The following is a 21,752-nucleotide window of genomic DNA, read 5'->3' as shown; positions in this document are numbered from 1 at the left end:
GCCACCCTAGTGGCGCCCCTCACAACACATTCATGTTGGGAAAGGTTGGCAGATGACAGATCAAAAGATACACAATAGAGAGCTGGTGGGATATTTCAGCTATGCCGTCGGGCAATGCCTCAGTTTCGGCCTGGTGGGATCATTTATCCTCTATTTTTACACCGATATCCTTGGAATATCGCCCGCTGCAGCTGGGGCTATTTTCCTCATTGCCAGAGTATGGGATGCCATCAACGATCCTATTATCGCTGGTTATATGGACACTCTTAATTTCAAACGTGGCAAATTCACGCCATATATGCTTTTCGTTCCCTTCTTGATTGCCGGGATCACCTCTCTCAGCTTCATTGGCATGGATTTACCCATGACCACCAAGGTAGCTTATGCAGCAGTCACCTATATCGCGTGGGGGATGATATACACCTTGTCTGATGTACCTTTCTGGACCATGTCATCGGTCATGAGCCAAGAGCCACAGGAGCGAGCCAAGGCCGTAACCGTCGCCATGTTGGGCGTCAATATCGGCATTGGCAGTGCTTCCATCATATTCCCGAAGCTCACCGAACTGTTTGCTGCAACCAGCAGCACCAAGGGCTACATGGAAGGTGCCATCTGCCTGATGCTGATCGCCCTGCCACTGATGGTGCTCGGAGCAAGCCAGATGAAAGAGCGCATCAAGCCCAATCCGAATGACAAGATCACCATTAGGGACTCTTTCCGCGTCCTGCGTTCCAACAAACCGTTGGCGTATGTACTTGGCGCCTTCTTCTGTAACGTGTTCTTTAATCTGGCCACCGGGCTCTACATTTTCTTCTTCACCTACAACATGGGTGATGCCGGGCTGCTCTCGGTGATGGGCTCTATCGGTGTGGCAACCTCTATGGCCTGTATGCTGATGCCGATATTGACCAGCAAGCTCAGGAAACGTGATCTCTTCCTGCTACTCACTCTGCTGGAGATTGCATTACGCATCGGTTTCTATACGACAGGCTACGACAGTCTGATAATGGTGTTCGGCTTCCTCGCCTTGATCCATGCGGCCAACGTCATCACCAATCCGCTTATCTCGGCCATGTTGAGTGAGACCATCGAATATGCAGAACTAAAGTCTGGCCGCCGTTGCGCTGCCATCGCGTTCTCGGGGCAGACCTTTACCGGCAAACTGGCTTGGGCCATCGCAGGTGGTATTTCCGGTACCCTGCTGATCTGGCTTGGCTATCAACCGAATGCGGCACAGACTCAGGCTACGATGGACGGACTATTTATCTGTATATCACTTGTGCCGATATTGGGTAGCATATTACGGGTGATGATCATGACCCGCTACAATTTCACCGAAGATAAGCACGCCAAAGTACGTCATGCTCTAAATAAATGGCGATCCATTTCGTCTCTTTAACATAAAAAAATGAATGCTTTACCATAAAATATACGCCAGTCGAATTGAGCGCCTCTATCCATTCAACTTGACTGGCAAATTCCATTCAAGAACATGAAAACTACAATGATTGATAAATTATTTTTTCGTTGCATTGCGCATAGGAAAAGCAATCAACATAAGTTACATGAATCATCGAAAGCCACTGGGTAAACTTTTGCTGAAGTATATTACACGATAATAAATATCCATTGCCTCCATTGGTCTTTGAGGAGTTCAAATTTGTCGGTTTATTTCTGGCACAATATCGTTATTGTGCCAATCGCTCTCTGCGTTCTGGTTTTCTGGCTCGACACCGCCAACCTCGGTCTCTGTGCAGCCTTTCTGACCACAGGATCTTTTGCCTTGCAAGTTATACACATAATAAAGACCGAAGAAACCAGGGCCATCTCAACCAATATGTATCTGGTCTTCAGCTGTGGCGTACTTCTATGGTTGATCTACGGCCTGCGCACTAACGACATGCCCATCACCATAGCAAACAGCATCACTCTCGCTCTGGCCTGCGCCGTCCTGATGCTCAAGCTGCGTAACGAAAGGAACTGATGAGCATTCATACAACCTGGGGCTGGCACTCGGGGATCACGACGGCTTCTGTCTTGAGACACAACAGCTGCCGGACAGCCCCAATCGGCCCGAGCTGGGCAACCCCTGGCTGCTGCCGGGCGGGCGTTATCACCACCAGACCCGCTACCGTTTTATCCGCGACTGACTTAAAGGTTTCATGATTTTTACATAGCCTCAGCAGTCACTATCGAGCAAGATAAGCCGCCCCGAGACCCTCCCGGGGCGTTTTTACATCAACGAAGTTAAGGATTGTTTGTTCGATGACTGACATTTATAGCCTGCTGGTCGCCTTTATTCTGGGCGTCGTCGAGGGGCTGACCGAGTTCCTCCCCGTCTCCTCCACCGGCCACATGATTATCGTCGGCCATCTGCTGGGCTTTGAAGGGCTCAAGGCTGCCACTTTCGAAGTGGTGATCCAGCTTGGCTCCATTCTCGCCGTGGTCGCCGTCTTCTGGCGACGCCTGTTTGGCCTGATTGGCATCCACTTCGGCCAGAAGCCGTCCCGGGATCACGCCACCCTGTCGCTGATCCACGTCATCCTCGGCATGCTGCCCGCCATCGTGGTCGGTCTGGCCATCCACAGCTGGATCAAGGCCAACCTGTTTGGTCCACAGACCGTGATGTACGCGCTGGTCGCGGGGGGCATCCTGCTCATCATCGCCGAGAAGTTCCGCCCGGCCGTCACTGCTGAAACCCTGGATGACATCAGCTACAAGCAGGCGTTCGGCATCGGTCTGTTCCAGTGTCTGGCCCTGTGGCCCGGCTTCTCCCGCTCCGGCGCCACCATCAGTGGTGGCATGCTGATGGGGATCAGCCGTCACGCCGCCGCCGAGTTCTCCTTCATCATGGCGGTGCCCATGATGGTGGCGGCCAGCGGGCTTGATCTCTACAAGAGCCGCGATTTTCTCTCGATGGCCGACTTCCCGATGTTTGCCGTGGGCTTTATCACCGCCTTCGTGGTAGCGATGTTTGCGATCAAGACCTTCCTGACATTGATCCGCCGCATCGACTTTATCCCGTTCGCCATCTACCGCTTTGTCGTGGCATTCGCCGTCTATCTGGTGTTTGTCGCCTGACCGGCCACCAGCAATGAAATGACAAAAGGGACCAAACTGGTCCCTTTTTCTATTGGCTCACACCGTTTAGTAGAGGTGCTGACTGATGCCATTGAGCAGCCGTGACAGCCCCTTGGTGAACTGCACCGGCGCATCCTGCACCGTGTAGCAGAGGCAACCGTCCGGCGTATGCGGACTGTGGGAATGGCTGGCATCGCGCCAGATGAAATCACCCGCCTTGTAAAGGGTATCGCCATCCTGAATATTGCCCGCCAGCAGCAGGGTCAGCTCATAGCCCTGATGGGTGTGCTCGGGGATGCGACCGCCCGCTTCGATATGGAGCAGGCTGGCGCGCGTCCCCATCTCGTCCAGCGGCAAACTCTGCTGACGAATGGCCCCGATATGGCGCCACTTGGGCGAACGGTAGCGGGCCAACACCCGTGGCAAACGATAGGCGTGACCGGCCACCTCCAGCTCGCCGGGCTGGGCTCGGGGCTGGTCATATGTTGGCTCGGACAGGGGCTCGGAGAGGGGCTCTGCCAGCGGCTGCGCCAGAATATCCGCCAGCATGGCGTCGAATCCGGCGTCCAGTCCCGCTTCATCGCGGGAGTCCAGCTCGGGCTCTGCTGGCGAAGCAAGATATTGCTGCGCCAGCTCCTCTTCGAATGTCTTCAGTCGGGCAGCACAATCGGGGCAGAGTTCACAGTGAGCGGAGAGCCCCACCGCCAGCGGCAGAGGGAGCTCGTCGGCGGCGAAGGCACGCAGCATAGGGTCGGTCGGATGGGCTTTAATCATGGCCTTGCTCCACTTGCTCTTTCAATTTCTGTAACGCCAGCCGGAGGCGGGACTTGATGGTACCGAGCGGCACGCCAAGGCGCTCCGCCAGCTCCTGCTGGGAGAACTCCTGCAGATAGATGCCACGCACCACCTGCTGTTGCGGCTCCGGCAGGGTGCCCAGATAGTGGGCCATCTGACGGGTCAGCACCGCATCTTCCCCGCCGCTCAGATGCTCCTCTTCGGCCTGAAACTCCAGCACGGGCCACAGCTCCTCGGCACAGAGATCCTCCTTGCTGGCACGACGACGACGCAGCATGTCGAAGCACTGGTTGCGCATCACGGTGTAGATCCAGGTGGTCGGCGCCCCCTTCTCGGGGTGGTAGAGACGCGCCTTTTGCCATACCAGCAGCATGGTCTCCTGCACCAGCTCCATGGCGTTGGCTTCGCTGCCGAGGTGGCGCAGGCCGTAGCTGCGAATGCGCGGCGCAAAGTGTTGGAACAGGCGGGCAAAAGCAGCCTTGTCGGCCTGCTCTGCCACCCTGATCAGCAGAGATTTGAGGTCGCCATCCGGGTTATCCATCACGGGCGAGGTCCTGCGTATGGTCGAGTGTGGTTGGCCAGTATATGCCATTGCGCCATCCCTTTGGTGTGCTGTCGAACATGCTGTGGTGATGACTTGTACGGCGCTGCGGCAGTGGCGGATCAGCGGGTCAGGATAAAATCAGTGGCTGGCCACCAGTACCCCCTTGAGCAGGGCGATGGCGGGCTGATTGTCGGCGGCGGCTAGCAGCAGCTGCTTCTGCTCGGGGGGGATCGGCAGCACCTCCAGCCAGCGCTGGGCCACCCAGTTGCCATCATCCCAGCGGGGGGCGGGATAGAGGGCGGCGTAGTCGGGATAGTCGGCAAACACCTCCCGCAGCGCCTCGACCAGCGGCTGCTGATCGGGATGGAGCCGGCGGGGCGGCCAGGCCGTCAGCGGCGTCACCTCGCCGATACGCAGGCCATCGGGCTCCTGCCACAGATCCTCTATCTGCACCCGCTCCATCCCCTGCACCGTGATCCCCAGCATGCCGTCCGGCAGCCGGTCGAAATCGATGATGGTGACCCGGGTGGCGATGGGCAGCATGTTGCGCAGGGCGTCGGGCTGGCGAGGGTCCACCATGCAGAGGGCAAAGCCGGACTCCCCCGCCTCGGCGATCATCCGCTGGTATCTCGGTTCGAAGATCCGCAGCGGCATGACGCCGCCGGGCAGCAGGTGGGCAGATAGGGGAAACAGCGCCAGTCGCATCGCAAACTCCTCGGTTGGGAACCTCTGTTGATACGCCGGGCCAGAGGGAGGAGATCATTCCCGTCAGCGGAAAGGAAAAACCCTTAACAATCAGGGGAAAATAGCCTGGACAAGGCGCTTCGATATGCAGTAGAAATGGATAAGCACCATAATTTCCGTCCAATATTCTGGAATATGGCGCCAAACGCAGTGAAATATCCGCCCGACAGCGAGCGGCGGGTCATCCCTATAGTTTTCTCGAGCCGATGCGGGTAAAATTCACGCCCTTATATATCAGTCATTTTTCGACGCGCAACCTTGGTGGTCAGTTATGAAAGAGCATATTCATCATCTACTTGAACAAACGGTAGCCAATCTCAAGTCAGCAGGCGTCCTGCCGGCGGACCTGGAAGCCCGCGTGCAAGTAGACCGATGCAAGGAAAAAGCTCACGGTGACCTGGCCACCAACCTGGCCATGCTGCTGGCCAAGCCGGCCCGCAAGAATCCCCGTGAGCTGGCGGCGGCCATCATCGAGCACCTGCCTGCCTCCGACCTGATCGCCAAGGTCGAGATCGCCGGCCCCGGCTTCATCAACTTCTTCTTCGACCAGCGCTGGCTGGCCGGTCAGGTCGAGGCCATGGTGACCTCTGCCAACGCCAACGTACGGTTGCCCACACCACAAACCGTGGTGGTGGACTACTCCGCCCCCAACGTGGCCAAAGAGATGGCGGTGCACCACATCCGCTCCACCGTACTCGGTGACGTGGCTGCGCGTGCGCTGGAATTCCTCGGCCACAAAGTGATCCGTGCCAACCACATCGGTGACTGGGGCACCCAGTTCGGCATGCTGATCGCCTATCTGGAGAAGATGTCCAACGAGCATGCCAGCGACATGGCGCTCAAGGATCTGGAAGCCTTCTATACCCAGGCCAAGCGTTGCTACGACGAAGACGAAGCCTTCGCCGAGCGCGCCCGTAACTACGTGGTCAAGCTGCAGGGCGGCGACGAGTACTGCCGTACCATGTGGAAGAAGCTGGTCGACATGACCATGGAACAAAACCAGATCAACTATGACCGCCTGAATGTCTCCCTGACCAACAAGGACATCATGGGCGAGTCCATGTACAACGACATGCTGCCGGAGATCGTGGCCGACCTGAAAGCCAAGGGGCTGGCGGTCGAAAGCGAAGGCGCCACCGTTGTCTTCCTGGACGAGTTCAAGAACAAGGATGGCGAGGCCATGGGCGTCATCATCCAGAAGAGCGATGGCGGTTTCCTCTACACCACCACCGACATCGCCTGTGCCAAATACCGTTATGAAACCCTGGGTGCCGACCGTGTCATGTACTTCATCGACTCCCGTCAGCACCAGCACCTGATGCAGGCCTGGACCATCACCCGCAAGGCGGGCTATGTGCCGGAATCCGTGCCGCTTGAGCACCACGCCTTCGGCATGATGCTGGGCAAGGATGGTCGTCCCTACAAGACCCGCTCTGGTGGCACCGTCAAGCTGGTTGACCTGCTCAACGAAGCCGAAGAGCGCGCCGCTGCCCTGCTGGAGAGCCGCAACAGCGACCTCTCTGCCGAAGAGAAGGCCAATGTGGTCAACGCCATCGCCATGGGCGCGGTCAAGTATGCGGATCTCTCCAAGAACCGTACTACCGACTACATCTTCGACTGGGATCTGATGCTGTCGTTTGAAGGCAACACTGCCCCTTACCTGCAGTACGCCTACACCCGTATCCAGTCCATCTTCCGCAAGGCCAACATCGATGCCGAGACGCTGACCGGCAACGTGACCCTGAACGAAGAGGCCGAAGAGGTGCTGGCCCAGAAGCTGATCCAGTTCTCCGACGCGGTCAACGGCGTGGCCGACAAAGGCATGCCACACCTGCTCTGTACCTACCTGTACGAGTTGTCAGGCAACTTCATGACCTTCTATGAAGCCTGCCCGATCAACAAGGATGGCGTGGACGAGGCAACCCGTCAGAGCCGTCTGCTGCTGTGCGCCGCCACCGCCAAGGTACTGAAACTGGGCCTCGGCGTACTGGGCATCCATACCCTGGAGCGCATGTAATAGATGGCAACCCGGGATTATGTCGGCAGCCGCCCGCGACGTCGGGCGGGTGGCCGCAATACCAAGAAAGCGGCCCCTCGCCGCTTTCCTGTTATTCCAGTGCTGCTGGTCGTGGCACTGCTGGCAGGCTTTGGTGGCTTCCTTTACATGATCAATGGCAAGGGCAGCGACGCCCCCACCATCGAAGAGCAGGTAAAGGCCAACAAGCCAAAACCACAGAACAACGGGTTGCCACAGGAGAAGTGGAGCTACATCGAACGGCTTGAGAACAAGCAGGTCGATGTTATCGAGCCACCGCCCCAGCCGGGCGTGCTGCCACCGCCCCCCGCCGATACTCTGACACTGCAGCCGGAAAAGCTGCCGCAACCGGTACCGACCGAGATTCCCCAACCGGGGACGCCCATCGGCCAGTCCAAACCCTATCAGACCAATCCGGCGACAACGCCTGACAACGGTGCGCCCGTTGCCAGCGCTCGGGAACAGGTGATCGATCGCCAGGCCGAACGGGAACGGATGGAGCGGGAGATCCGTGCCGAGCTGGAGCGGGAGCGGGCCGAAGCGGCCAAGGCCAAAGCGGCTAACCCGCCAGCCCAGACCGCAGCCGCCGACAGCGGTCGCTATATGATGCAGTGCGCGGCTCTGCGCTCGCAGGATTCCGCAGAGTCGCTAAAGGCACGTATCGCCTTCACCGCCGGTCTCTCTTCCAGCCTGCAGGTGGTCAACACAGCCAACGGTACCGTCTACAAAGTGATGGTGGGCCCCTTCAACGGCAAGGCGGCCGCCGACGCGGCCAACGGCAAGCTGCAGAGCTCCGGCATCAGCGGCTGCATTGCCAAGAAGGGTTAGCATACTGTCAGGCTGAACCAGCAGAGAACCAGAACATGACAAATTCGAAACAGCCACCAAATGGCCTTCCGGTTTACCGCTTGATTACTGGGCCTGATGACGCGACATTTTGTTTTCGTGTCAGCGAGGCACTAGCTCAAGGCTACACGCTGTATGGTTCTCCCTCGGCGACGTTCAATGGCCAAACTGTGATCGTGTGCCAAGCGGTAGTCTGGTCTGAAACAACATAATGCGGACAGTTTGCAGCAGGGCCGGGTGGCAACACCCGGCCCTGTTCTTTTGGTGTCACTCGCACCCACCCTGATTGCTACCCCGTTTATCCCGACCAAAGGCAGGGTTGAAAAGCCCGTTTGCCATCCCCATCTTTCTTGCCATGCACAGTCAGGCCGTCATTCGGCTCAAGCGAGGTAAGTAAAGTGACTACCATAGTTTCAGTTCGCCGCAACGGTCAGGTCGTCATCGGTGGCGATGGCCAGGTCTCTCTTGGCAACACCGTCATGAAGGGCAACGCCCGTAAGGTTCATCGCCTCTATAACGGCAAGGTGCTGGCAGGTTTCGCTGGCGGTACCGCCGACGCCTTCACCCTGCTCGAACGTTTCGAAGCAAAACTGCAGGCCCATCAGGGTAATCTGGAGCGCGCCGCCGTGGCGCTGGCCAAAGATTGGCGCACCGATCGCGCCCTGCGCCGCCTCGAAGCACTGCTGGCCGTGGCCGACGAACACAAATCCTTCATCATCACCGGCAACGGTGACGTGGTGCAGCCGGAGCACGATCTCATCGCCATCGGCAGCGGTGGCAACTTCGCCCAGTCCGCCGCCATCGCGCTGCTGGAAAACACCGAGCTGGATGCCAGGAGCATTGTCGAGAAGTCCCTCAAGATTGCGGGCGACATCTGCGTCTTCACCAACGGCAACCACACCATCGAAGTGCTGGACTACGTTGCCAAATAAGGCGCCAGCCAACCCAATTTCCCAAGGGGTGGGCACTGCCCGCCCCGGATACAGGAACACCATCATGTCCGAGATGACCCCGAGAGAAATCGTCCACGAGCTGGATCGTCACATCATTGGTCAGGCCGATGCCAAGCGTGCCGTTGCCGTTGCCCTGCGCAACCGCTGGCGCCGGATGCAACTCAACGAAGAGATGCGCCATGAAGTGACCCCGAAAAACATCCTGATGATCGGCCCGACCGGTGTCGGCAAGACCGAAATCGCCCGTCGTCTGGCCAAACTGGCCAACGCCCCCTTCATCAAGGTGGAAGCGACCAAGTTCACCGAAGTGGGCTATGTCGGCAAGGAAGTAGACAGCATCATCCGCGATCTGACCGATGCCGCCATCAAGCTGGTGCGCGAAACCGAGATGGAGAAGATGAAATATCGCGCCGAGGAAGCCGCCGAAGAGCGCATCCTCGACGCCCTGCTGCCCAACCCGCGCAACACCTGGGGTGAGGAAGAGAAAGCCGACAACTCCAACACCCGCCAGATCTTCCGCAAGAAACTGCGGGAAGGTCAGCTGGATGACAAGGAGATCGAGCTGGAACTCTCCGCCTCCCCGATGGGCGTCGAAATCATGACCCCGCCGGGCATGGAAGAGATGGCCAACCAGTTGCAGGGGCTGTTCCAGAACCTGGGCCAGAGCCAGAAGAAGAAGCGCAAGATCAAGGTCAAAGAGGCCATGAAAGCGCTGATCGAAGAGGAAGCTGCCCGTCTGGTCAATCCGGAAGAGCTGAAGCAGAAAGCGATCGCCGCGGTCGAGAACAACGGCATCGTCTTCCTCGACGAGATCGACAAGATCTGCAAGCGTGGCGAGAGCTCGGGCCCCGACGTCTCCCGTGAAGGGGTACAGCGCGACCTGCTGCCGCTGGTTGAAGGTTGCACCGTCAACACCAAGCACGGCATGGTCAAGACCGACCACATCCTGTTTGTCGCCTCCGGCGCCTTCCAGATCGCCAAGCCGTCCGACCTCATCCCCGAGCTGCAGGGCCGTCTGCCGATCCGCGTCGAGCTGACCGCCCTGACCACAGATGACTTCGAGCGTATCCTGACCGAACCGAACGCCTCCCTGACCGATCAGTACAAGGCGCTGATGGCCACCGAAGGGGTCAACATCGAGTTCACCCAGGATGGCATCCGCCGTCTGGCCGAAGCGGCCTGGCAGGTCAACGAGCGTACCGAGAACATCGGTGCCCGTCGTCTGCACACCGTGATGGAGCGCCTGATGGAAGATATCTCCTACGACGCCTCCGAGAAGTCCGGCGAGACCTTTGTCATCGACACCGACTACGTCAACGCCCACCTCGGTGCGCTTGTCGAGGATGAGGATCTGAGCCGCTTTATTCTGTAAACGCGCCCCTCCCGATAAAACGCCTCCCTTCGCGGAGGCGTTTTTATTTCTCAATCGCCTCCTCCATCTCACCCCCATCGCCCGAATTCTGACCCTTATCTGCGACAACCCATTTAATCCAAAGACGTTTTCAAACCATCTCTTTCGAACGCCCGCCGTTTTTCATCTCTGCTGAAATTTGCTCATAAAAAGATCTGTCTACTTCTGTGTGGTTGATTTATACATATGTATAAATCAGATCGAAATCTGTGCAGCAGGAACCAGAAAGATGAATCCAACCCGGCAGAAACTGCTCGATACCGGCCTCGCCATCGCCACCGAGAAGGGGCTGCGCGGCCTGACGGTACGCGAGCTGGCGGCGGCGGCCGAGGTGAACCTCGGCTCCTTCGTCTACCACTTCGGCAACCGCGACGCCTTTATCGACGAGCTGGTCGAGCTCTGGTACGCCCCCCTCTATGACGAGCTCAAATCGGTGGCAGCCAAAGGCTCCTACCCCTCTGCCATCGCCATGTTCGAGGCGACCATGGAGGCGCTGATCGGGCTGGTGGCGCGCCAGCGCGGCTTTATCAACCACCTGTTTGGCGATGCGCTGGCAGGCGAAGGGGCGGCCCAGCGTTTTCTGCTCAGCCTGCCGCGCCGTCATCCCCTGCTGCTGATCGAGCAGGTACGGATGGCACAGGCGGAAGGGTCGCTGGTCGCGGGTCACCCGCTCCAGCTGATGATCTTCATCATGGGGTCGGTCGGCCTGCCGCTGGTGATCGCCGGCAGCGGTCGCCAGCTCGGCTGGCTGCCCGAACAGGCCGCCCCCTTTCTGAGTCAGATAGACAGCCCTGAGGCCGCCAGACAACGGCTGGTATGGGCCCTGCGCGGCCTGCGCCCCACCGACATGAAAGCAGGAGAAGCGGCATGAAACAACGCATCGCGATGGTAGCTCTGCTGCTGGCCGTTCTCAGTGGTGACCTCTGGTTGCAGAACCATCCTCAAGGAGAAGTGGTATGAAGCAACGCATTGCAATCGTGGCCCTGCTGCTAACCGTTATCGGTGGCTACCTCTGGTGGCAGGGGCGCCCGGCTGACGGCTCCATCCTCTACGGCAACGTCGATATTCGCGACGTCAATCTGGCCTTTCGGGTCGGCGGCCGCGTCGATCAGGTGCTGGTTGATGAGGGGGATAGGGTAAAAGCCGGTCAACTGCTGGCCCGCCTCGATCCGGTTCCCCTCACCCACAGCCGCAACAGCGCCCGCGCCAATCTGGCTGCGCTCACTGCCGCCAACGCCTTGATCCACAAAGGCTATCGCAGCGAAGAGACCGACCGCGCCCGGGCCGCACTGGCCGCCGCCGAAGCCGCTGCACTGGAGGCCAACCAGCAGTGGCGCCGCCAGAGCGCATTGGCAGCCACCGGCGCCATCTCCCGCGGTCAGCTCGATACCGCCCGCTCCCAGCGGGATCAGACCCAGGCGCAGGTACGCTCGGCACGCGAACAGCTCGCCCAGCTCGAAACCGGCTACCGCCCGGAAGAGATTGCCCAGTCCGATGCCCAACTGGAAGGGGCCAAAGCGGCGCTTGCCAGTGCCGAACTGGCGCTGGCAGATGCCAACCTGACCGCCCCCAGCGATGGCATCATCATCAGTCGCGCCATCGAGAACGGCAGCATGGTGCAGAGTGGAGCGACCGCCTTCAACCTCTCCCTGACTGCGCCAGTCTGGGTGCGCGCCTATGTGGAGGAGCCCTGGCTCGGCCACTTCCCGAGCGGCGCCAAAGTGACCCTCACCACCGACTCGCGGCCAGACAAGCCCTATCACGGGGTGGTGGGCTTTGTCTCGCCGACCGCCGAGTTCACCCCGAAATCGGTGGAGACGCCTGACCTACGCACTCACCTCGTCTACCGGCTGCGCATCGTGGTGCAGGATCCCGACCCGGCCCTGCGCCAAGGGATGCCGGTCACCGTCAGGCTGGCGCCATGAACAGCGCCATCTCCCTTGAAGGGCTCACCAAACGCTTTGGCGAGCGGGTCGCCCTCAACGCCATCTCGGCCACCATTCCGGCTGGCGGCATCACCGGGCTGGTCGGCCCCGACGGCGCGGGCAAGAGCACTTTGCTGCGCCTGCTGGCCGGTCTGCTGATCCCGGAAGCAGGCACCATCCGGGTGCTGGGGCTGGACCCGGTGAGCGAGGGGGATCTGCTGCGTCAGCGCCTCGGCTACATGCCCCAGCAGTTCGGCCTCTACGAGGATCTCAGCGTACTGGAGAACCTCACCCTCTACGCTGACTTGCGCGGCGTACTGGAGCCCGAACGCACGCCCACCTTCGCGCGGCTGCTCGCCTTCACCGATCTTGCCCGCTTCACCGCACGACCGGCGGGCAAGCTCTCTGGCGGGATGAAGCAGAAACTCGGGCTGGCCTGCGCCCTGCTCGGCACCCCGGATGTGCTGCTGCTCGACGAACCTGGGGTCGGAGTCGATCCCATCTCCCGCCGCGCCCTCTGGCAGATGGTGCGCGAGCTGGCCAAGGGGGGGATGACGGTGCTCTGGAGTACCGCCTATCTCGATGAGGCGGAGCTGTGCGACCACGTGCTGCTGATGGCGGATGGCGAGGTGCGCACCAGCGGCACGCCGGCCGATCTGATGGGGGCCATGGCCAGCCGCTGCTGGCTGCTGGAGGCGGGGCAACTGGATGGCCGCGAGCGACGCGCCCTGCTGCGCCGGGCGCTGGCTCACCCGGCGGTGATGGATGGCGCGGTGGCAGGGGAGCGAGTTCGCCTGCTGCTGCACCCGGGCATGACGCCCCCACCGCTCCCGGAGCTGCATCTCGCCAACGGCGCCTTTCAACCGGCCCAGCCCCGGCTGGAAGATGCCTTTATCGACCTGCTCGGCGGCGGCCCCGGCGGGGAGTCGAGTTTGGCGGCCGGGATGCGGGAAGCCGAACTGCCGCAGGGGGTCTCCCCCGAGGCGGTGATCGAGGCGCGCCACCTCACCAAGCGCTTTGGCGATTTTGCCGCCACCGATGATGTCAGCTTTGCGGTGCGCCGCGGCGAGATCTTCGGCCTGCTCGGCCCCAACGGGGCGGGCAAGTCCACCACCTTCAAGATGGAGTGCGGCCTGCTGCGCCCGAGCGAGGGGCAGGCGCTGGTGACCGGCATCGATCTGGCCCACAGCCCCTCGGCGGCACGCCAGCGCCTCGGCTACATGGCACAGAAGTTCTCCCTCTACAAGCAGCTCACCGTGGCGCAGAACCTCTCCTTTTTCGCCGGTATCTACGGCCTGTTCGGCCGCCACCAGCAGACGCGGATCGACGCCATGGTGACTGCCTTTGCCCTCGCCCCCTGGCTCGATCAAAAGGCGGAATCCCTGCCGCTCGGCCTGCGCCAGCGCTTATCGCTGGCCTGCGCCTTGCTGCACGAGCCGCCGCTGCTGTTCCTCGACGAGCCCACCTCCGGGGTCGATCCGGTGACCCGGCGCGAGTTCTGGTCGCACATCAACGCGCTGGCCGACCACGGCGTCACCGTGCTGGTCACCACCCACTTTATGGATGAGGCGGAGTATTGCGACCGCATCGCCCTCATCTATCGCGGCAAGCTGCTGGCACTCGGCACTCCGGACGATCTCAAGGGGCTGGCCGCCAAAGAGGCGGCGACCTCTTTGCCAACCGGCTCCTTGCCGACCTGTTCTTTGCCAACAATGGAAGAGGCCTTTATCACCCTGGTCGAGCGGGCCAGTGAGGAGGACGCATGAGCATCAACCGTCGGCGACTGCTGGCCCTCTGCCGCAAGGAGACGCTGCAAATCGTCCGCGATCCGAGCAGCATCCTCATCGCTTTCATCATGCCGGTGGTACTGCTGGTGGTAATGGGTTACGCCATCAATCTGGATGTGGACCATCTACGCCTCGGCATCTGGCGCACCGACAGCGGCGCCCCGGCGGTGCGGCTGGAGCAGGCCCTGCGCGGCTCTACCGCGCTGGAGATCCACAGCGGCCCGAGCAAGGAGTCCCTGCTCGCCAGTCTGGCCCGTGGCGAGATCCGCGGCCTGCTGGTGATCGACGACGGTTTCTCCCGCGCGCTGGCCGGTCAGGGTAATGGCACGCCGCAGGCGCTGCTGCTCACCGATGGCTCCGAGCCCAACACTGCCAACTTCGTCACCAACTATGTGCAGGGGATCTGGCAGGGGTGGCTCGCTGGCGAGGGGGTCGCCATGCCGGTGTCGATAGAGAGCCGCGCCTGGTTCAATCCGGCGCTGGTGAGCCGCAACTTTCTGGTACCGGGCTCCATTGCGGTGGTGATGACCATCATCGGCGCTCTGCTCACCTCGCTGGTAGTGGCGCGGGAGTGGGAGCGCGGCACCATGGAGGCGCTGCTCGCCACCCCGGTCACCAAGGGGGAGCTGCTGCTCTCCAAGCTGCTGCCCTACTACGGCCTCGGCATCATCGCCATGCTGCTCTGCCTGCTCTTCTCGGTGGCGGTGATGGCGGTGCCGTGGCGCGGCTCCCTGCTGCTGCTCTTTCTGGTCACCAGCGTCTTTCTCGGCAGCGCCCTCGGACTCGGGCTGTTCCTCTCCACCGTGATGCGCAGCCAGTTCAACGCCGCACAGGCGGCGCTGATCGCCGCCTTTCTGCCCGCCGTGATGCTGTCGGGCTTCGTGTTCGAGATCGCCAGCATGCCGCCGCTGCTGCGGGCCATCACCCACCTCATTCCGGCCCGCTACTTCGCAAGCTCCCTGCAGACCCTCTATCAGGCGGGCAGCGTCTTCTCGATCCTGCTGGTCAACGGTTTCTGTCTGCTGCTGCTGGCCGGTTTCTGGCTGGCCCTGACCGCCCGCAAGACGCGGCGCACTCTGGAGTAACCCATGCTGATCCGACTCTGGTGGCTGATCCGAAAAGAGCTGCAGGCCCTGATGGGCAATACCCAGGGGCGCTTTCTGCTCATCATGCCGGTGCTGCTGCAAACCGCCCTCTTCCCGTTCGCAGCCACTCTGGAGGTGACCGGCAACACGCTGGCCATCTACAACCAGGATGGCGGTGCCCAGAGCCGCGAGCTGCTGGAGCGCCTCACCCATATGCCCGCCTTTACCACCATCATCCCGGTACAAGGCGAGGCGGGCATGACCGAGGCCATCACCGGGCAACAGGCACTGCTCGGGCTGATTATTCCGGGCGATTTTTCGCGCCGGCTGGCACGGGGCGAACCTGCCAAGGTGCAGCTGATTATCGATGGACGCCGCTCCAACGGTGGTCAGGTGGCGGCGGGCTACATCAGTCAGGTGATCGCCCGCTGGCAAAGTGAGGGCAAGGGGCAACCCGAGCTGGCGGTACGCAACCTCTACAACCCCAACGTCGAATTCCACTGGCATATCCTGCCGGCGCTGGTGGCCATCATCACCACCACCGGCTGTCTTATCGTTACCGCCCTCTCGGTCGCGCGGGAGCGGGAGGAGGGCACCTTCGATCAGCTGCTGGTCTCCCCCCTCACCGCAGGCTGGATCATGGCGGGCAAGGCGGTGCCCGGCATCATGGTGGCAGTGGGACAAGGGTGCATAGTCGCGCTGGCCGCCCGTTTTGTCTTCCACCTCCCCTTTGCCGGCAGCCTCAGCCTGCTGATGGCGGGCATGGTCTGCTACGGGCTGGCACTGGCCGGGATCGGGCTCTTCATCTCGTCGTTCTGCTCGACCCAGCAGCAGGCCTTTCTCGGAGTCTTCTCCTTCACCGTACCGGCGGTGATCCTCTCGGGCTACATCTCGCCGGTGGAGAACATGCCGCAGGTGTTCCAGTGGCTGGCGGCCATCGACCCCCTCACCCACTTCATCGTGCTGCTCAAGGGGGTCTTCCTCAAGGGGTTTGACTGGTCGGCCGCCTGGCCCCTGCTCTGGCCGCTGCTCGCCATCGCCGGCGTCACCCTGTCGCTGGCGCTCGCCATGTTCCGCCGCCATATCGCCTGACGCGCCGCCTAGCTCAGCTGATGCCGGTCTCGCCAGTGCGAGGCCGGCCTTTTCCGCCAGAAGTTTTCACTCCCCGGCCGTGGGTAAACCGGGCTTTCCCTCCACCACCCCTCACCCCGAGCCACCCCAGAAATCATCAACTGGTATACCTATTTTTGTATATCTTTGAATTTTATCGAATTACCCCTGACGAGATATATAAATAGACACTTGATTTGCATCAATTGCCCGCCCCGACTGACTGGGTAGCCTAGCCCCAGAATGATGTTTTATTACTCCAAACTAGAGGCAATCATGAGCAAAGTCAGACTGGTCGTTGTGGGCAACGGCATGGTGGGGCACCGCTTCATCGAAGAGTTGATCGAGCGGGCCGACCCGGGCCGCTACGAGATCACCGTCTTCGGTGCAGAGCCCCGTCCCGCCTACGATCGCGTCCATCTCTCCTCCTACTTCTCCCATCACACCAGCGAAGATCTCTCCCTCGTCAAACCCGGCTTCTACGACAAGCACGGCATCCGCCTGCTGCTCGGCGAAGCGGTGAAAAAAATCGACAGGGCCAACCGCGAAGTGCACTCCAACAAGGGCACTGTGGTCGGGTACGACAAGCTGGTGCTGGCCACCGGCTCCTACCCCTGGGTGCCGCCCATTCAGGGCAGCCAGCACCACGAGTGCTTCGTCTATCGCACCATCGAGGATCTCAAAGCCATCCGCAGCGCGGCCAAGAGCGGCAAGAGCGGGGTGGTGATCGGGGGCGGCCTGCTTGGCCTGGAAGCGGCCGGCGCCCTCAAGGCGCTGGGCCTCGAGACCCATGTGGTGGAGTTTGCCCCTGTGCTGATGGCCGAGCAGCTCGATGGCCAGGGCGGCCAGCTGCTGCGCCGCAAGATTGAATCCATGGGCGTGCAGGTGCACACCAGCAAGAGCACCAGCGAGATCCTGATGCATGGCGGCGAGCAGGCGAAACACCGCCTCGCCTTCGCCGACGGCAGCCAGCTGGAAGTGGACGTGGTGGTCTTCTCCACCGGCATCCGCCCGCAAGACACCCTCGGTCGCTACGGCGATCTCGCCATCGCCGAGCGCGGCGGCATCGTCATCGACGATCACTGCCTCACCTCCGACCCCGACATCTACGCCATCGGCGAGTGCGCCGCCTGGCAGGGCCGCTTCTTCGGCCTGGTGGCGCCGGGCTACAAGATGGCTCAGATCACCGTCGACCACCTGCTCGGTGGCGACAGCCGCTTCGAAGGGGCGGACATGAGCGCCAAGCTCAAGCTGCTCGGCGTCTCCGTCGGCTCCATCGGCGATGCCCACGGCCGCACCCCGGGCAGCCACAGCTATGTGTTCCAGGACGACCAGGCCGGCGTCTACAAGAAGATCGTGGTGAGCGAAGACAACAGCCGATTGCTCGGCGCCGTGCTGGTGGGTGACGTGGAAGATTACGGCAACCTGCTGCAGATGATGCTCAACGCCCTGCCGCTGCCGAGCCACCCGGACACCCTGATCCTGCCCACCTACGCCGGTGCCAAACCGACCCTGGGGGTGGATGCCCTGCCTGAGAGCGCCCAGATCTGCTCCTGCTTCGACGTCTCCAAGGGCGACATCGCCAAGGCCGTCGCCGAGGGTCACACCACGCTCGCCGCCATCAAGCAGCATACCAAGGCCGGTACCGGCTGCGGCGGCTGCGTGCCCCTCATCAGCCAGGTGCTCAACGCCGAACTGGTGAAGCAGGGCATCGAGGTCAACAACCACCTCTGCGCCCACTTCCCCCACTCCCGCCAGGAGCTGTTCCATCTGGTCAAGGTGGAGGGGATCAAGAGCTTCGATGAGCTGCTGGCCAGGCATGGTCAGGGTCATGGCTGCGAGGTGTGCAAACCGACCGTCGGCTCCATCCTCGCCTCCTGCTGGAACGACTACGTGCTGAGCCCGCTCAACACCCAGTTGCAGGACACCAACGACATCTTCCTCGGCAACATGCAAAAGGACGGGACCTACTCCGTCATCCCGCGCATGGCCGGTGGCGAGGTGACCCCGGAAGGGCTGCTGGCGGTGGCCGAAGTGGCCCGCGACTACAAGCTCTACACCAAGATCACCGGCGCCCAGCGCATCGGCCTGTTCGGGGCCCAGAAGGATGATCTGCCCGCCATCTGGCGCAAGCTGCTGATGGCCGGCTTCGAGACCGGTCAGGCCTACGCCAAAGCGCTGCGCATGGCCAAGACCTGCGTCGGCAGCACCTGGTGCCGCTTCGGCGTGCAGGACAGCGTCGGCCTCGGGGTCTTCCTCGAGAACCGCTACAAGGGCATTCGCACCCCGCACAAGATGAAGTTCGGTGTCTCCGGCTGTACCCGCGAATGTGCGGAAGCCCAAGGTAAGGATGTCGGCATCATCGCCACCGACGCGGGCTGGAACCTCTATGTGGGCGGCAACGGCGGCATGAAGCCGCGCCACGCCGACCTGCTGGCGTCTGACCTCGACCGCGAGACCCTCATCAAGCTGATCGACCGCTTTATGATGTTCTACGTCACCAGCGCCGACAAACTGCAGCGCACCTCGGTCTGGCTCGGCAATCTGGAAGGGGGCGTCGACTACCTGCGCGAGGTGATCGTCGACGACAAGCTGGGGCTGGCCGAGACGCTGGAGCGCGATATCCAGACCCTGATCGACAGCTACGAGTGCGAATGGTCGCGCACCCTCAATGAAGAGGAGGCGCTCAAGCGCTTCAGCCACTTCATCAACAGCGACAAGCGCGATCCGGACGTTCAGTTCGTCAGCGAGCGCGACCAGCACCGACCGGCGACCCCGGCCGAGCGCATCCCCGTCTACCAGATCGAGGTGGAGACCAAATGATGAAACTTGCCTGCCAACTCAACGACATCCTGCCGGGAACCGGCGTCTGTGCACTCATTGAAGGTCGCCAGATCGCCCTGTTCCGCCCGAGCGCGGCGGCCGAGGTGTTCGCCATCGACAACCGGGATCCCTTCTTCGCCGCCAACGTGCTGTCGCGGGGCCTGATCTGCGAACACGACGGCGAACTCTGGGTGGCCAGCCCGCTCAAGAAGCAGCGCTTTCGCCTGAGCGATGGCCACTGTTTCGACAATCCTGCGATGTCGGTGCAGAGCTATCCCGTTGAAGTGCGCGACCAGCAGGTCTGGGTCTCCGTCTAAAACCGATTTCACTCTCTTTCGGGCTGCCTGAGGGCAGCCCTTTCAAGGACTCACAAGATGTACACGGAAACCATCAACAAGTGCGCCGCCAACGCGGCCCGCATCAACCGCTTCGAGCGCAGCGACAAGCTCGGCTTCTGGCTCAGCTCCGCCATGGCGGGGGCCTATGTGGGCCTCGGCATCATCCTGATCTTCACCCTCGGCAATCTGGTGGATCCCGCCATCCGGCCGCTGGTGATGGGAGCCACCTTCGGCATCGCCCTGACGCTGGTGATCATTGCTGGCTCCGAGCTGTTTACCGGCCACACCATGTTCCTCACCTTTGGGGTGAAGAGCGGCAAGATCACCATGGCCGACCTGCTGCGCATCCTGCCCCAGACCTGGGCTGGCAACCTGATTGGCTCCATCGTGGTGGCGCTCATCTACTCCTACGGCGGCAGCCTGCTGCCGGACGCAGGCAGCCTGGCCCACAAGGTGGCGCTGGCCAAGACCCAGGCCCCGGCGCTGACCCTGTTTATGAAGGGGATCCTCTGCAACTGGCTGGTCTGCCTCGCCATCTGGATGGCGCTGCGCACCGAAGGGGCGGCCCGCTTCATCGCCATCTGGTGGTGCCTGCTGGCCTTTATCGCTTCCGGCTACGAGCACTCCATCGCCAACATGACCCTGTTCGCCCTCTCCTGGTTTGGCGCCCACTCGGAGGCCTACACCCTGAGCGGCATCGGCCACAACCTGCTGTGGGTGACCCTGGGCAACACCGTCTCCGGCGTCCTCTTTATGGGCCTCGGCTACTGGTATGCCACCCCGAAAGCTGAACGCCCGGTCGCAGTGAGCGAGACCACCAGCACCGCCAACCAGACCCGAACCGCCTGATCCGGAGGCCCCATGGACTACTTGCCCATCTTTTGCCGACTCGACAACAAACCCGTGCTGCTGGTCGGCGGCGGCGACGTGGCAGAGCGCAAGGCGCGTCTGCTGCTGGATGCCGGTGCCCACCTCACAGTCGTAGCGCCCGAGCTCGACCCCGAGCTGGCGGAACTGGCTGCCAACGGCAGCATAGAGTGGCTGGCCGGTGAATTTGTGCCGGAACAACTGGCGGGCAAGTGGCTGGTGGTGGCCGCCACCGATCGGCGCGAGGTGAATGCGCTGGTTTACCAGAGCGCCAATCAGGCGCGGATCTTTGCCAACGTGGTGGACGACCCGAAACGTTCCAGCTTCATCATGCCGTCGATCATCGATCGCTCGCCGCTGATGGTGGCCATCTCCTCCGGCGGCAAGGCGCCTGTGCTGGCCCGGCTGCTGCGGGAAAAACTGGAAGCCCTGCTGCCGCAGCATCTGGGGGCCGTGGCGGCCTTCGCCGGCAGCCTGCGGGAGCGGGTCAAGGCCCGCTTCGCCAACATGGGAGATCGGCGCCGCTTCTGGGAGCGGCTGCTCGGGGCAGACCGACTCGGTCAGGCGCTGGCGCGGGGCGATAGCGCCTCTGCCAACCAGCTGGCCGACAGCCTGTTTGCCGATGAAAGCCAGACCGGAGGCGAAGTGGTGCTGGTGGGGGCTGGCCCCGGCGATCCGGGTCTGCTCACCCTGCACGCCCTGCGCCAGATGCAGCAGGCCGACGTGGTGGTCTATGACCGGCTGGTCTCCGACGAGGTGATGGCGCTGGTGCGCCGCGACGCCAAGCGCATCTTCGTCGGCAAGCAGGCGGGCAACCACTGCGTGCCGCAGGAGGGGATCAACCAGCTGTTGCTGGAGGAGGCGCAGAAGGGGCAGCGGGTGGTGCGGCTGAAGGGGGGTGACCCCTTCATCTTCGGCCGTGGCGGCGAGGAGCTGGAGACGCTGGTCGGCAGCGGCATCGGTTTTCAGGTGGTGCCCGGCATCACCGCAGCCAGCGGCTGCGCCGCCTACGCCGGCATTCCGCTCACCCACCGCGATCACGCCCAGAGCGTTCGCTTCGTCACCGCCCACGGCAAGGGGGGCGCCCGGGATCTCGACTGGCCGCTGCTGGCCAAGGACAAGCAGACGCTGGTGTTCTATATGGGGCTCTCATCCTGCGCCACCATCCGCGAGCAGCTGCTGGCCCACGGCAAGGGGGGCGACACTCCGGTGGCGCTGATCGAGCGCGGCACCCAGCCCTGCCAGCGGGTCATTCGCGGCACCCTTGATGAGCTGCCCGCGCTGGCGGTGGGGGTTGAGAGTCCGGCGCTGATCATGGTGGGCTCGGTGGTGACCCTGGCCGACCGGCTCGCCTGGTTTGGCCAGGCCCCGCAGCGCCAGCGAGCCCTCGCCTGAGGGATTCTCGCAA

At 62.0% G+C, this 21,752-nt stretch carries 20 protein-coding genes and 1 pseudogene; 18 read left to right on the top strand and 3 right to left on the bottom strand.

Translation table 11 applies throughout. From position 1 onward, the window contains the following. Positions 1–52 precede the first annotated feature (52 nt). The 4 genes and pseudogenes from I6L44_RS17360 (at position 53) to bacA (ending at position 3,081) form a co-directional block, all read left to right on the top strand. Positions 53–1,399, top strand: a complete 1,347-nt coding sequence (locus tag I6L44_RS17360) for an MFS transporter (RefSeq protein ID WP_216952636.1) — start codon at positions 53–55, stop codon at positions 1,397–1,399. Between the two features lie 261 nt (positions 1,400–1,660). Continuing rightward, positions 1,661–1,984: a SemiSWEET transporter gene (locus I6L44_RS17355; RefSeq protein WP_216952635.1), complete on the top strand. Its 324-nt coding sequence runs from the start codon at positions 1,661–1,663 to the stop codon at positions 1,982–1,984. A 34-nt stretch (positions 1,985–2,018) separates the two neighbouring features. Next, a pseudogene (locus tag I6L44_RS17350) lies at positions 2,019–2,150 on the top strand (galactose-1-epimerase); the annotation flags it as partial. A gap of 115 nt (positions 2,151–2,265) precedes the next feature. Next, entirely contained in the window at positions 2,266–3,081 is an 816-nt protein-coding gene (gene bacA, locus I6L44_RS17345; protein WP_216952634.1) for an undecaprenyl-diphosphate phosphatase, read from the top strand. A gap of 66 nt (positions 3,082–3,147) precedes the next feature. Here the strand turns inward: bacA and I6L44_RS17340 are convergent, their stop codons facing one another. From I6L44_RS17340 to I6L44_RS17330, 3 genes are all read right to left on the bottom strand, one after another. Beyond that, positions 3,148–3,855, bottom strand: a complete 708-nt coding sequence (locus tag I6L44_RS17340; RefSeq protein WP_216952633.1) for a ChrR family anti-sigma-E factor — start codon at positions 3,853–3,855, stop codon at positions 3,148–3,150. Further along, positions 3,848–4,417: a sigma-70 family RNA polymerase sigma factor gene (locus tag I6L44_RS17335; protein WP_005355542.1), complete on the bottom strand. Its 570-nt coding sequence runs from the start codon at positions 4,415–4,417 to the stop codon at positions 3,848–3,850. The genes I6L44_RS17340 and I6L44_RS17335 overlap by 8 nt, the downstream gene beginning before the upstream one ends. Before the next feature lie 141 nt (positions 4,418–4,558). Next, positions 4,559–5,125: an LON peptidase substrate-binding domain-containing protein gene (locus I6L44_RS17330; RefSeq protein WP_005356978.1), complete on the bottom strand. Its 567-nt coding sequence runs from the start codon at positions 5,123–5,125 to the stop codon at positions 4,559–4,561. Positions 5,126–5,435: 310 nt separating this feature from the next. Between I6L44_RS17330 and argS the strand changes: the two genes are divergently transcribed. The 14 genes from argS to cysG all read left to right on the top strand — a co-directional run bounded on the left by argS (position 5,436) and on the right by cysG (position 21,739). After that, complete coding sequence (gene argS / locus I6L44_RS17325; protein ID WP_139433474.1) at positions 5,436–7,181, top strand: arginine--tRNA ligase; 1,746 nt, start codon at positions 5,436–5,438, stop codon at positions 7,179–7,181. Between the two features lie 3 nt (positions 7,182–7,184). Continuing rightward, entirely contained in the window at positions 7,185–8,027 is an 843-nt protein-coding gene (locus I6L44_RS17320; protein WP_216952632.1) for an SPOR domain-containing protein, read from the top strand. A 35-nt stretch (positions 8,028–8,062) separates the two neighbouring features. Beyond that, positions 8,063–8,257 carry a DUF1737 domain-containing protein gene (locus tag I6L44_RS20625; RefSeq protein ID WP_216952631.1) on the top strand — a complete coding sequence of 65 codons (195 nt, stop codon included), beginning with the start codon at positions 8,063–8,065 and terminating at the stop codon, positions 8,255–8,257. Positions 8,258–8,443: 186 nt separating this feature from the next. Then, positions 8,444–8,977, top strand: coding sequence for an ATP-dependent protease subunit HslV (gene hslV, locus I6L44_RS17310; RefSeq protein WP_204384878.1), 534 nt, complete (start codon positions 8,444–8,446; stop codon positions 8,975–8,977). A 64-nt stretch (positions 8,978–9,041) separates the two neighbouring features. Then, positions 9,042–10,370, top strand: a complete 1,329-nt coding sequence (gene hslU, locus I6L44_RS17305) for an HslU--HslV peptidase ATPase subunit (protein WP_216952630.1) — start codon at positions 9,042–9,044, stop codon at positions 10,368–10,370. 268 nt (positions 10,371–10,638) lie between these two features. Continuing rightward, positions 10,639–11,280 carry a TetR/AcrR family transcriptional regulator gene (locus I6L44_RS17300; RefSeq protein WP_216952629.1) on the top strand — a complete coding sequence of 214 codons (642 nt, stop codon included), beginning with the start codon at positions 10,639–10,641 and terminating at the stop codon, positions 11,278–11,280. Between the two features lie 85 nt (positions 11,281–11,365). Continuing rightward, positions 11,366–12,334: a secretion protein HlyD gene (gene hlyD / locus I6L44_RS17295; protein WP_216952628.1), complete on the top strand. Its 969-nt coding sequence runs from the start codon at positions 11,366–11,368 to the stop codon at positions 12,332–12,334. After that, positions 12,331–14,100: an ATP-binding cassette domain-containing protein gene (locus I6L44_RS17290; RefSeq protein WP_216952627.1), complete on the top strand. Its 1,770-nt coding sequence runs from the start codon at positions 12,331–12,333 to the stop codon at positions 14,098–14,100. Before hlyD ends, I6L44_RS17290 begins: the two co-directional genes overlap by 4 nt. Beyond that, positions 14,097–15,206, top strand: coding sequence for an ABC transporter permease (locus I6L44_RS17285; RefSeq protein ID WP_182926775.1), 1,110 nt, complete (start codon positions 14,097–14,099; stop codon positions 15,204–15,206). The genes I6L44_RS17290 and I6L44_RS17285 overlap by 4 nt, the downstream gene beginning before the upstream one ends. Before the next feature lie 3 nt (positions 15,207–15,209). Further along, positions 15,210–16,298, top strand: a complete 1,089-nt coding sequence (locus tag I6L44_RS17280; RefSeq protein ID WP_005355575.1) for an ABC transporter permease — start codon at positions 15,210–15,212, stop codon at positions 16,296–16,298. 294 nt (positions 16,299–16,592) lie between these two features. Then, a complete protein-coding gene (gene nirB, locus I6L44_RS17275) occupies positions 16,593–19,139 on the top strand; it encodes a nitrite reductase large subunit NirB (RefSeq protein WP_216952626.1) in 2,547 nt (848 codons plus the stop codon). Beyond that, on the top strand, positions 19,139–19,456 hold the full coding sequence (gene nirD / locus I6L44_RS17270) for a nitrite reductase small subunit NirD (protein WP_216954484.1): 318 nt from the start codon (positions 19,139–19,141) through the stop codon (positions 19,454–19,456). Before nirB ends, nirD begins: the two co-directional genes overlap by 1 nt. Before the next feature lie 57 nt (positions 19,457–19,513). Beyond that, positions 19,514–20,326 (top strand): nitrite transporter NirC, encoded by an 813-nt coding sequence (gene nirC / locus I6L44_RS17265; RefSeq protein ID WP_216952625.1) that lies wholly within the window; start codon positions 19,514–19,516, stop codon positions 20,324–20,326. A gap of 12 nt (positions 20,327–20,338) precedes the next feature. Continuing rightward, complete coding sequence (cysG, locus tag I6L44_RS17260) at positions 20,339–21,739, top strand: siroheme synthase CysG (protein ID WP_216952624.1); 1,401 nt, start codon at positions 20,339–20,341, stop codon at positions 21,737–21,739. The last annotated feature ends 13 nt before the right edge of the window (positions 21,740–21,752 follow it).

Source organism: Aeromonas sp. FDAARGOS 1414 (genome assembly GCF_019047065.1).
Taxonomy (GTDB): domain Bacteria; phylum Pseudomonadota; class Gammaproteobacteria; order Enterobacterales; family Aeromonadaceae; genus Aeromonas; species Aeromonas veronii_A.
Note: the sequence above shows the minus strand (reverse complement) of the source record. Positions and strands in the feature narration are given on the sequence as shown.

What these genes read in the sequence shown, in the direction of transcription:
- I6L44_RS17360 (WP_216952636.1), top strand. Translation starts at nt 53, where the DNA reads ATGACAGATCAAAAGATACACAATAGAGAGCTGGTGGGATATTTCAGC.
- bacA (WP_216952634.1), top strand. Translation starts at nt 2,266, where the DNA reads ATGACTGACATTTATAGCCTGCTGGTCGCCTTTATTCTGGGCGTCGTC.
- I6L44_RS17340 (WP_216952633.1), bottom strand. Translation starts at nt 3,855, where the DNA reads ATGATTAAAGCCCATCCGACCGACCCTATGCTGCGTGCCTTCGCCGCC.
- I6L44_RS17335 (WP_005355542.1), bottom strand. Translation starts at nt 4,417, where the DNA reads ATGGATAACCCGGATGGCGACCTCAAATCTCTGCTGATCAGGGTGGCA.
- I6L44_RS17330 (WP_005356978.1), bottom strand. Translation starts at nt 5,125, where the DNA reads ATGCGACTGGCGCTGTTTCCCCTATCTGCCCACCTGCTGCCCGGCGGC.
- argS (WP_139433474.1), top strand. Translation starts at nt 5,436, where the DNA reads ATGAAAGAGCATATTCATCATCTACTTGAACAAACGGTAGCCAATCTC.
- I6L44_RS17320 (WP_216952632.1), top strand. Translation starts at nt 7,185, where the DNA reads ATGGCAACCCGGGATTATGTCGGCAGCCGCCCGCGACGTCGGGCGGGT.
- I6L44_RS20625 (WP_216952631.1), top strand. Translation starts at nt 8,063, where the DNA reads ATGACAAATTCGAAACAGCCACCAAATGGCCTTCCGGTTTACCGCTTG.
- hslU (WP_216952630.1), top strand. Translation starts at nt 9,042, where the DNA reads ATGTCCGAGATGACCCCGAGAGAAATCGTCCACGAGCTGGATCGTCAC.
- I6L44_RS17300 (WP_216952629.1), top strand. Translation starts at nt 10,639, where the DNA reads ATGAATCCAACCCGGCAGAAACTGCTCGATACCGGCCTCGCCATCGCC.
- hlyD (WP_216952628.1), top strand. Translation starts at nt 11,366, where the DNA reads ATGAAGCAACGCATTGCAATCGTGGCCCTGCTGCTAACCGTTATCGGT.
- I6L44_RS17290 (WP_216952627.1), top strand. Translation starts at nt 12,331, where the DNA reads ATGAACAGCGCCATCTCCCTTGAAGGGCTCACCAAACGCTTTGGCGAG.
- I6L44_RS17285 (WP_182926775.1), top strand. Translation starts at nt 14,097, where the DNA reads ATGAGCATCAACCGTCGGCGACTGCTGGCCCTCTGCCGCAAGGAGACG.
- I6L44_RS17280 (WP_005355575.1), top strand. Translation starts at nt 15,210, where the DNA reads ATGCTGATCCGACTCTGGTGGCTGATCCGAAAAGAGCTGCAGGCCCTG.
- nirB (WP_216952626.1), top strand. Translation starts at nt 16,593, where the DNA reads ATGAGCAAAGTCAGACTGGTCGTTGTGGGCAACGGCATGGTGGGGCAC.
- nirD (WP_216954484.1), top strand. Translation starts at nt 19,139, where the DNA reads ATGAAACTTGCCTGCCAACTCAACGACATCCTGCCGGGAACCGGCGTC.
- nirC (WP_216952625.1), top strand. Translation starts at nt 19,514, where the DNA reads ATGTACACGGAAACCATCAACAAGTGCGCCGCCAACGCGGCCCGCATC.
- cysG (WP_216952624.1), top strand. Translation starts at nt 20,339, where the DNA reads ATGGACTACTTGCCCATCTTTTGCCGACTCGACAACAAACCCGTGCTG.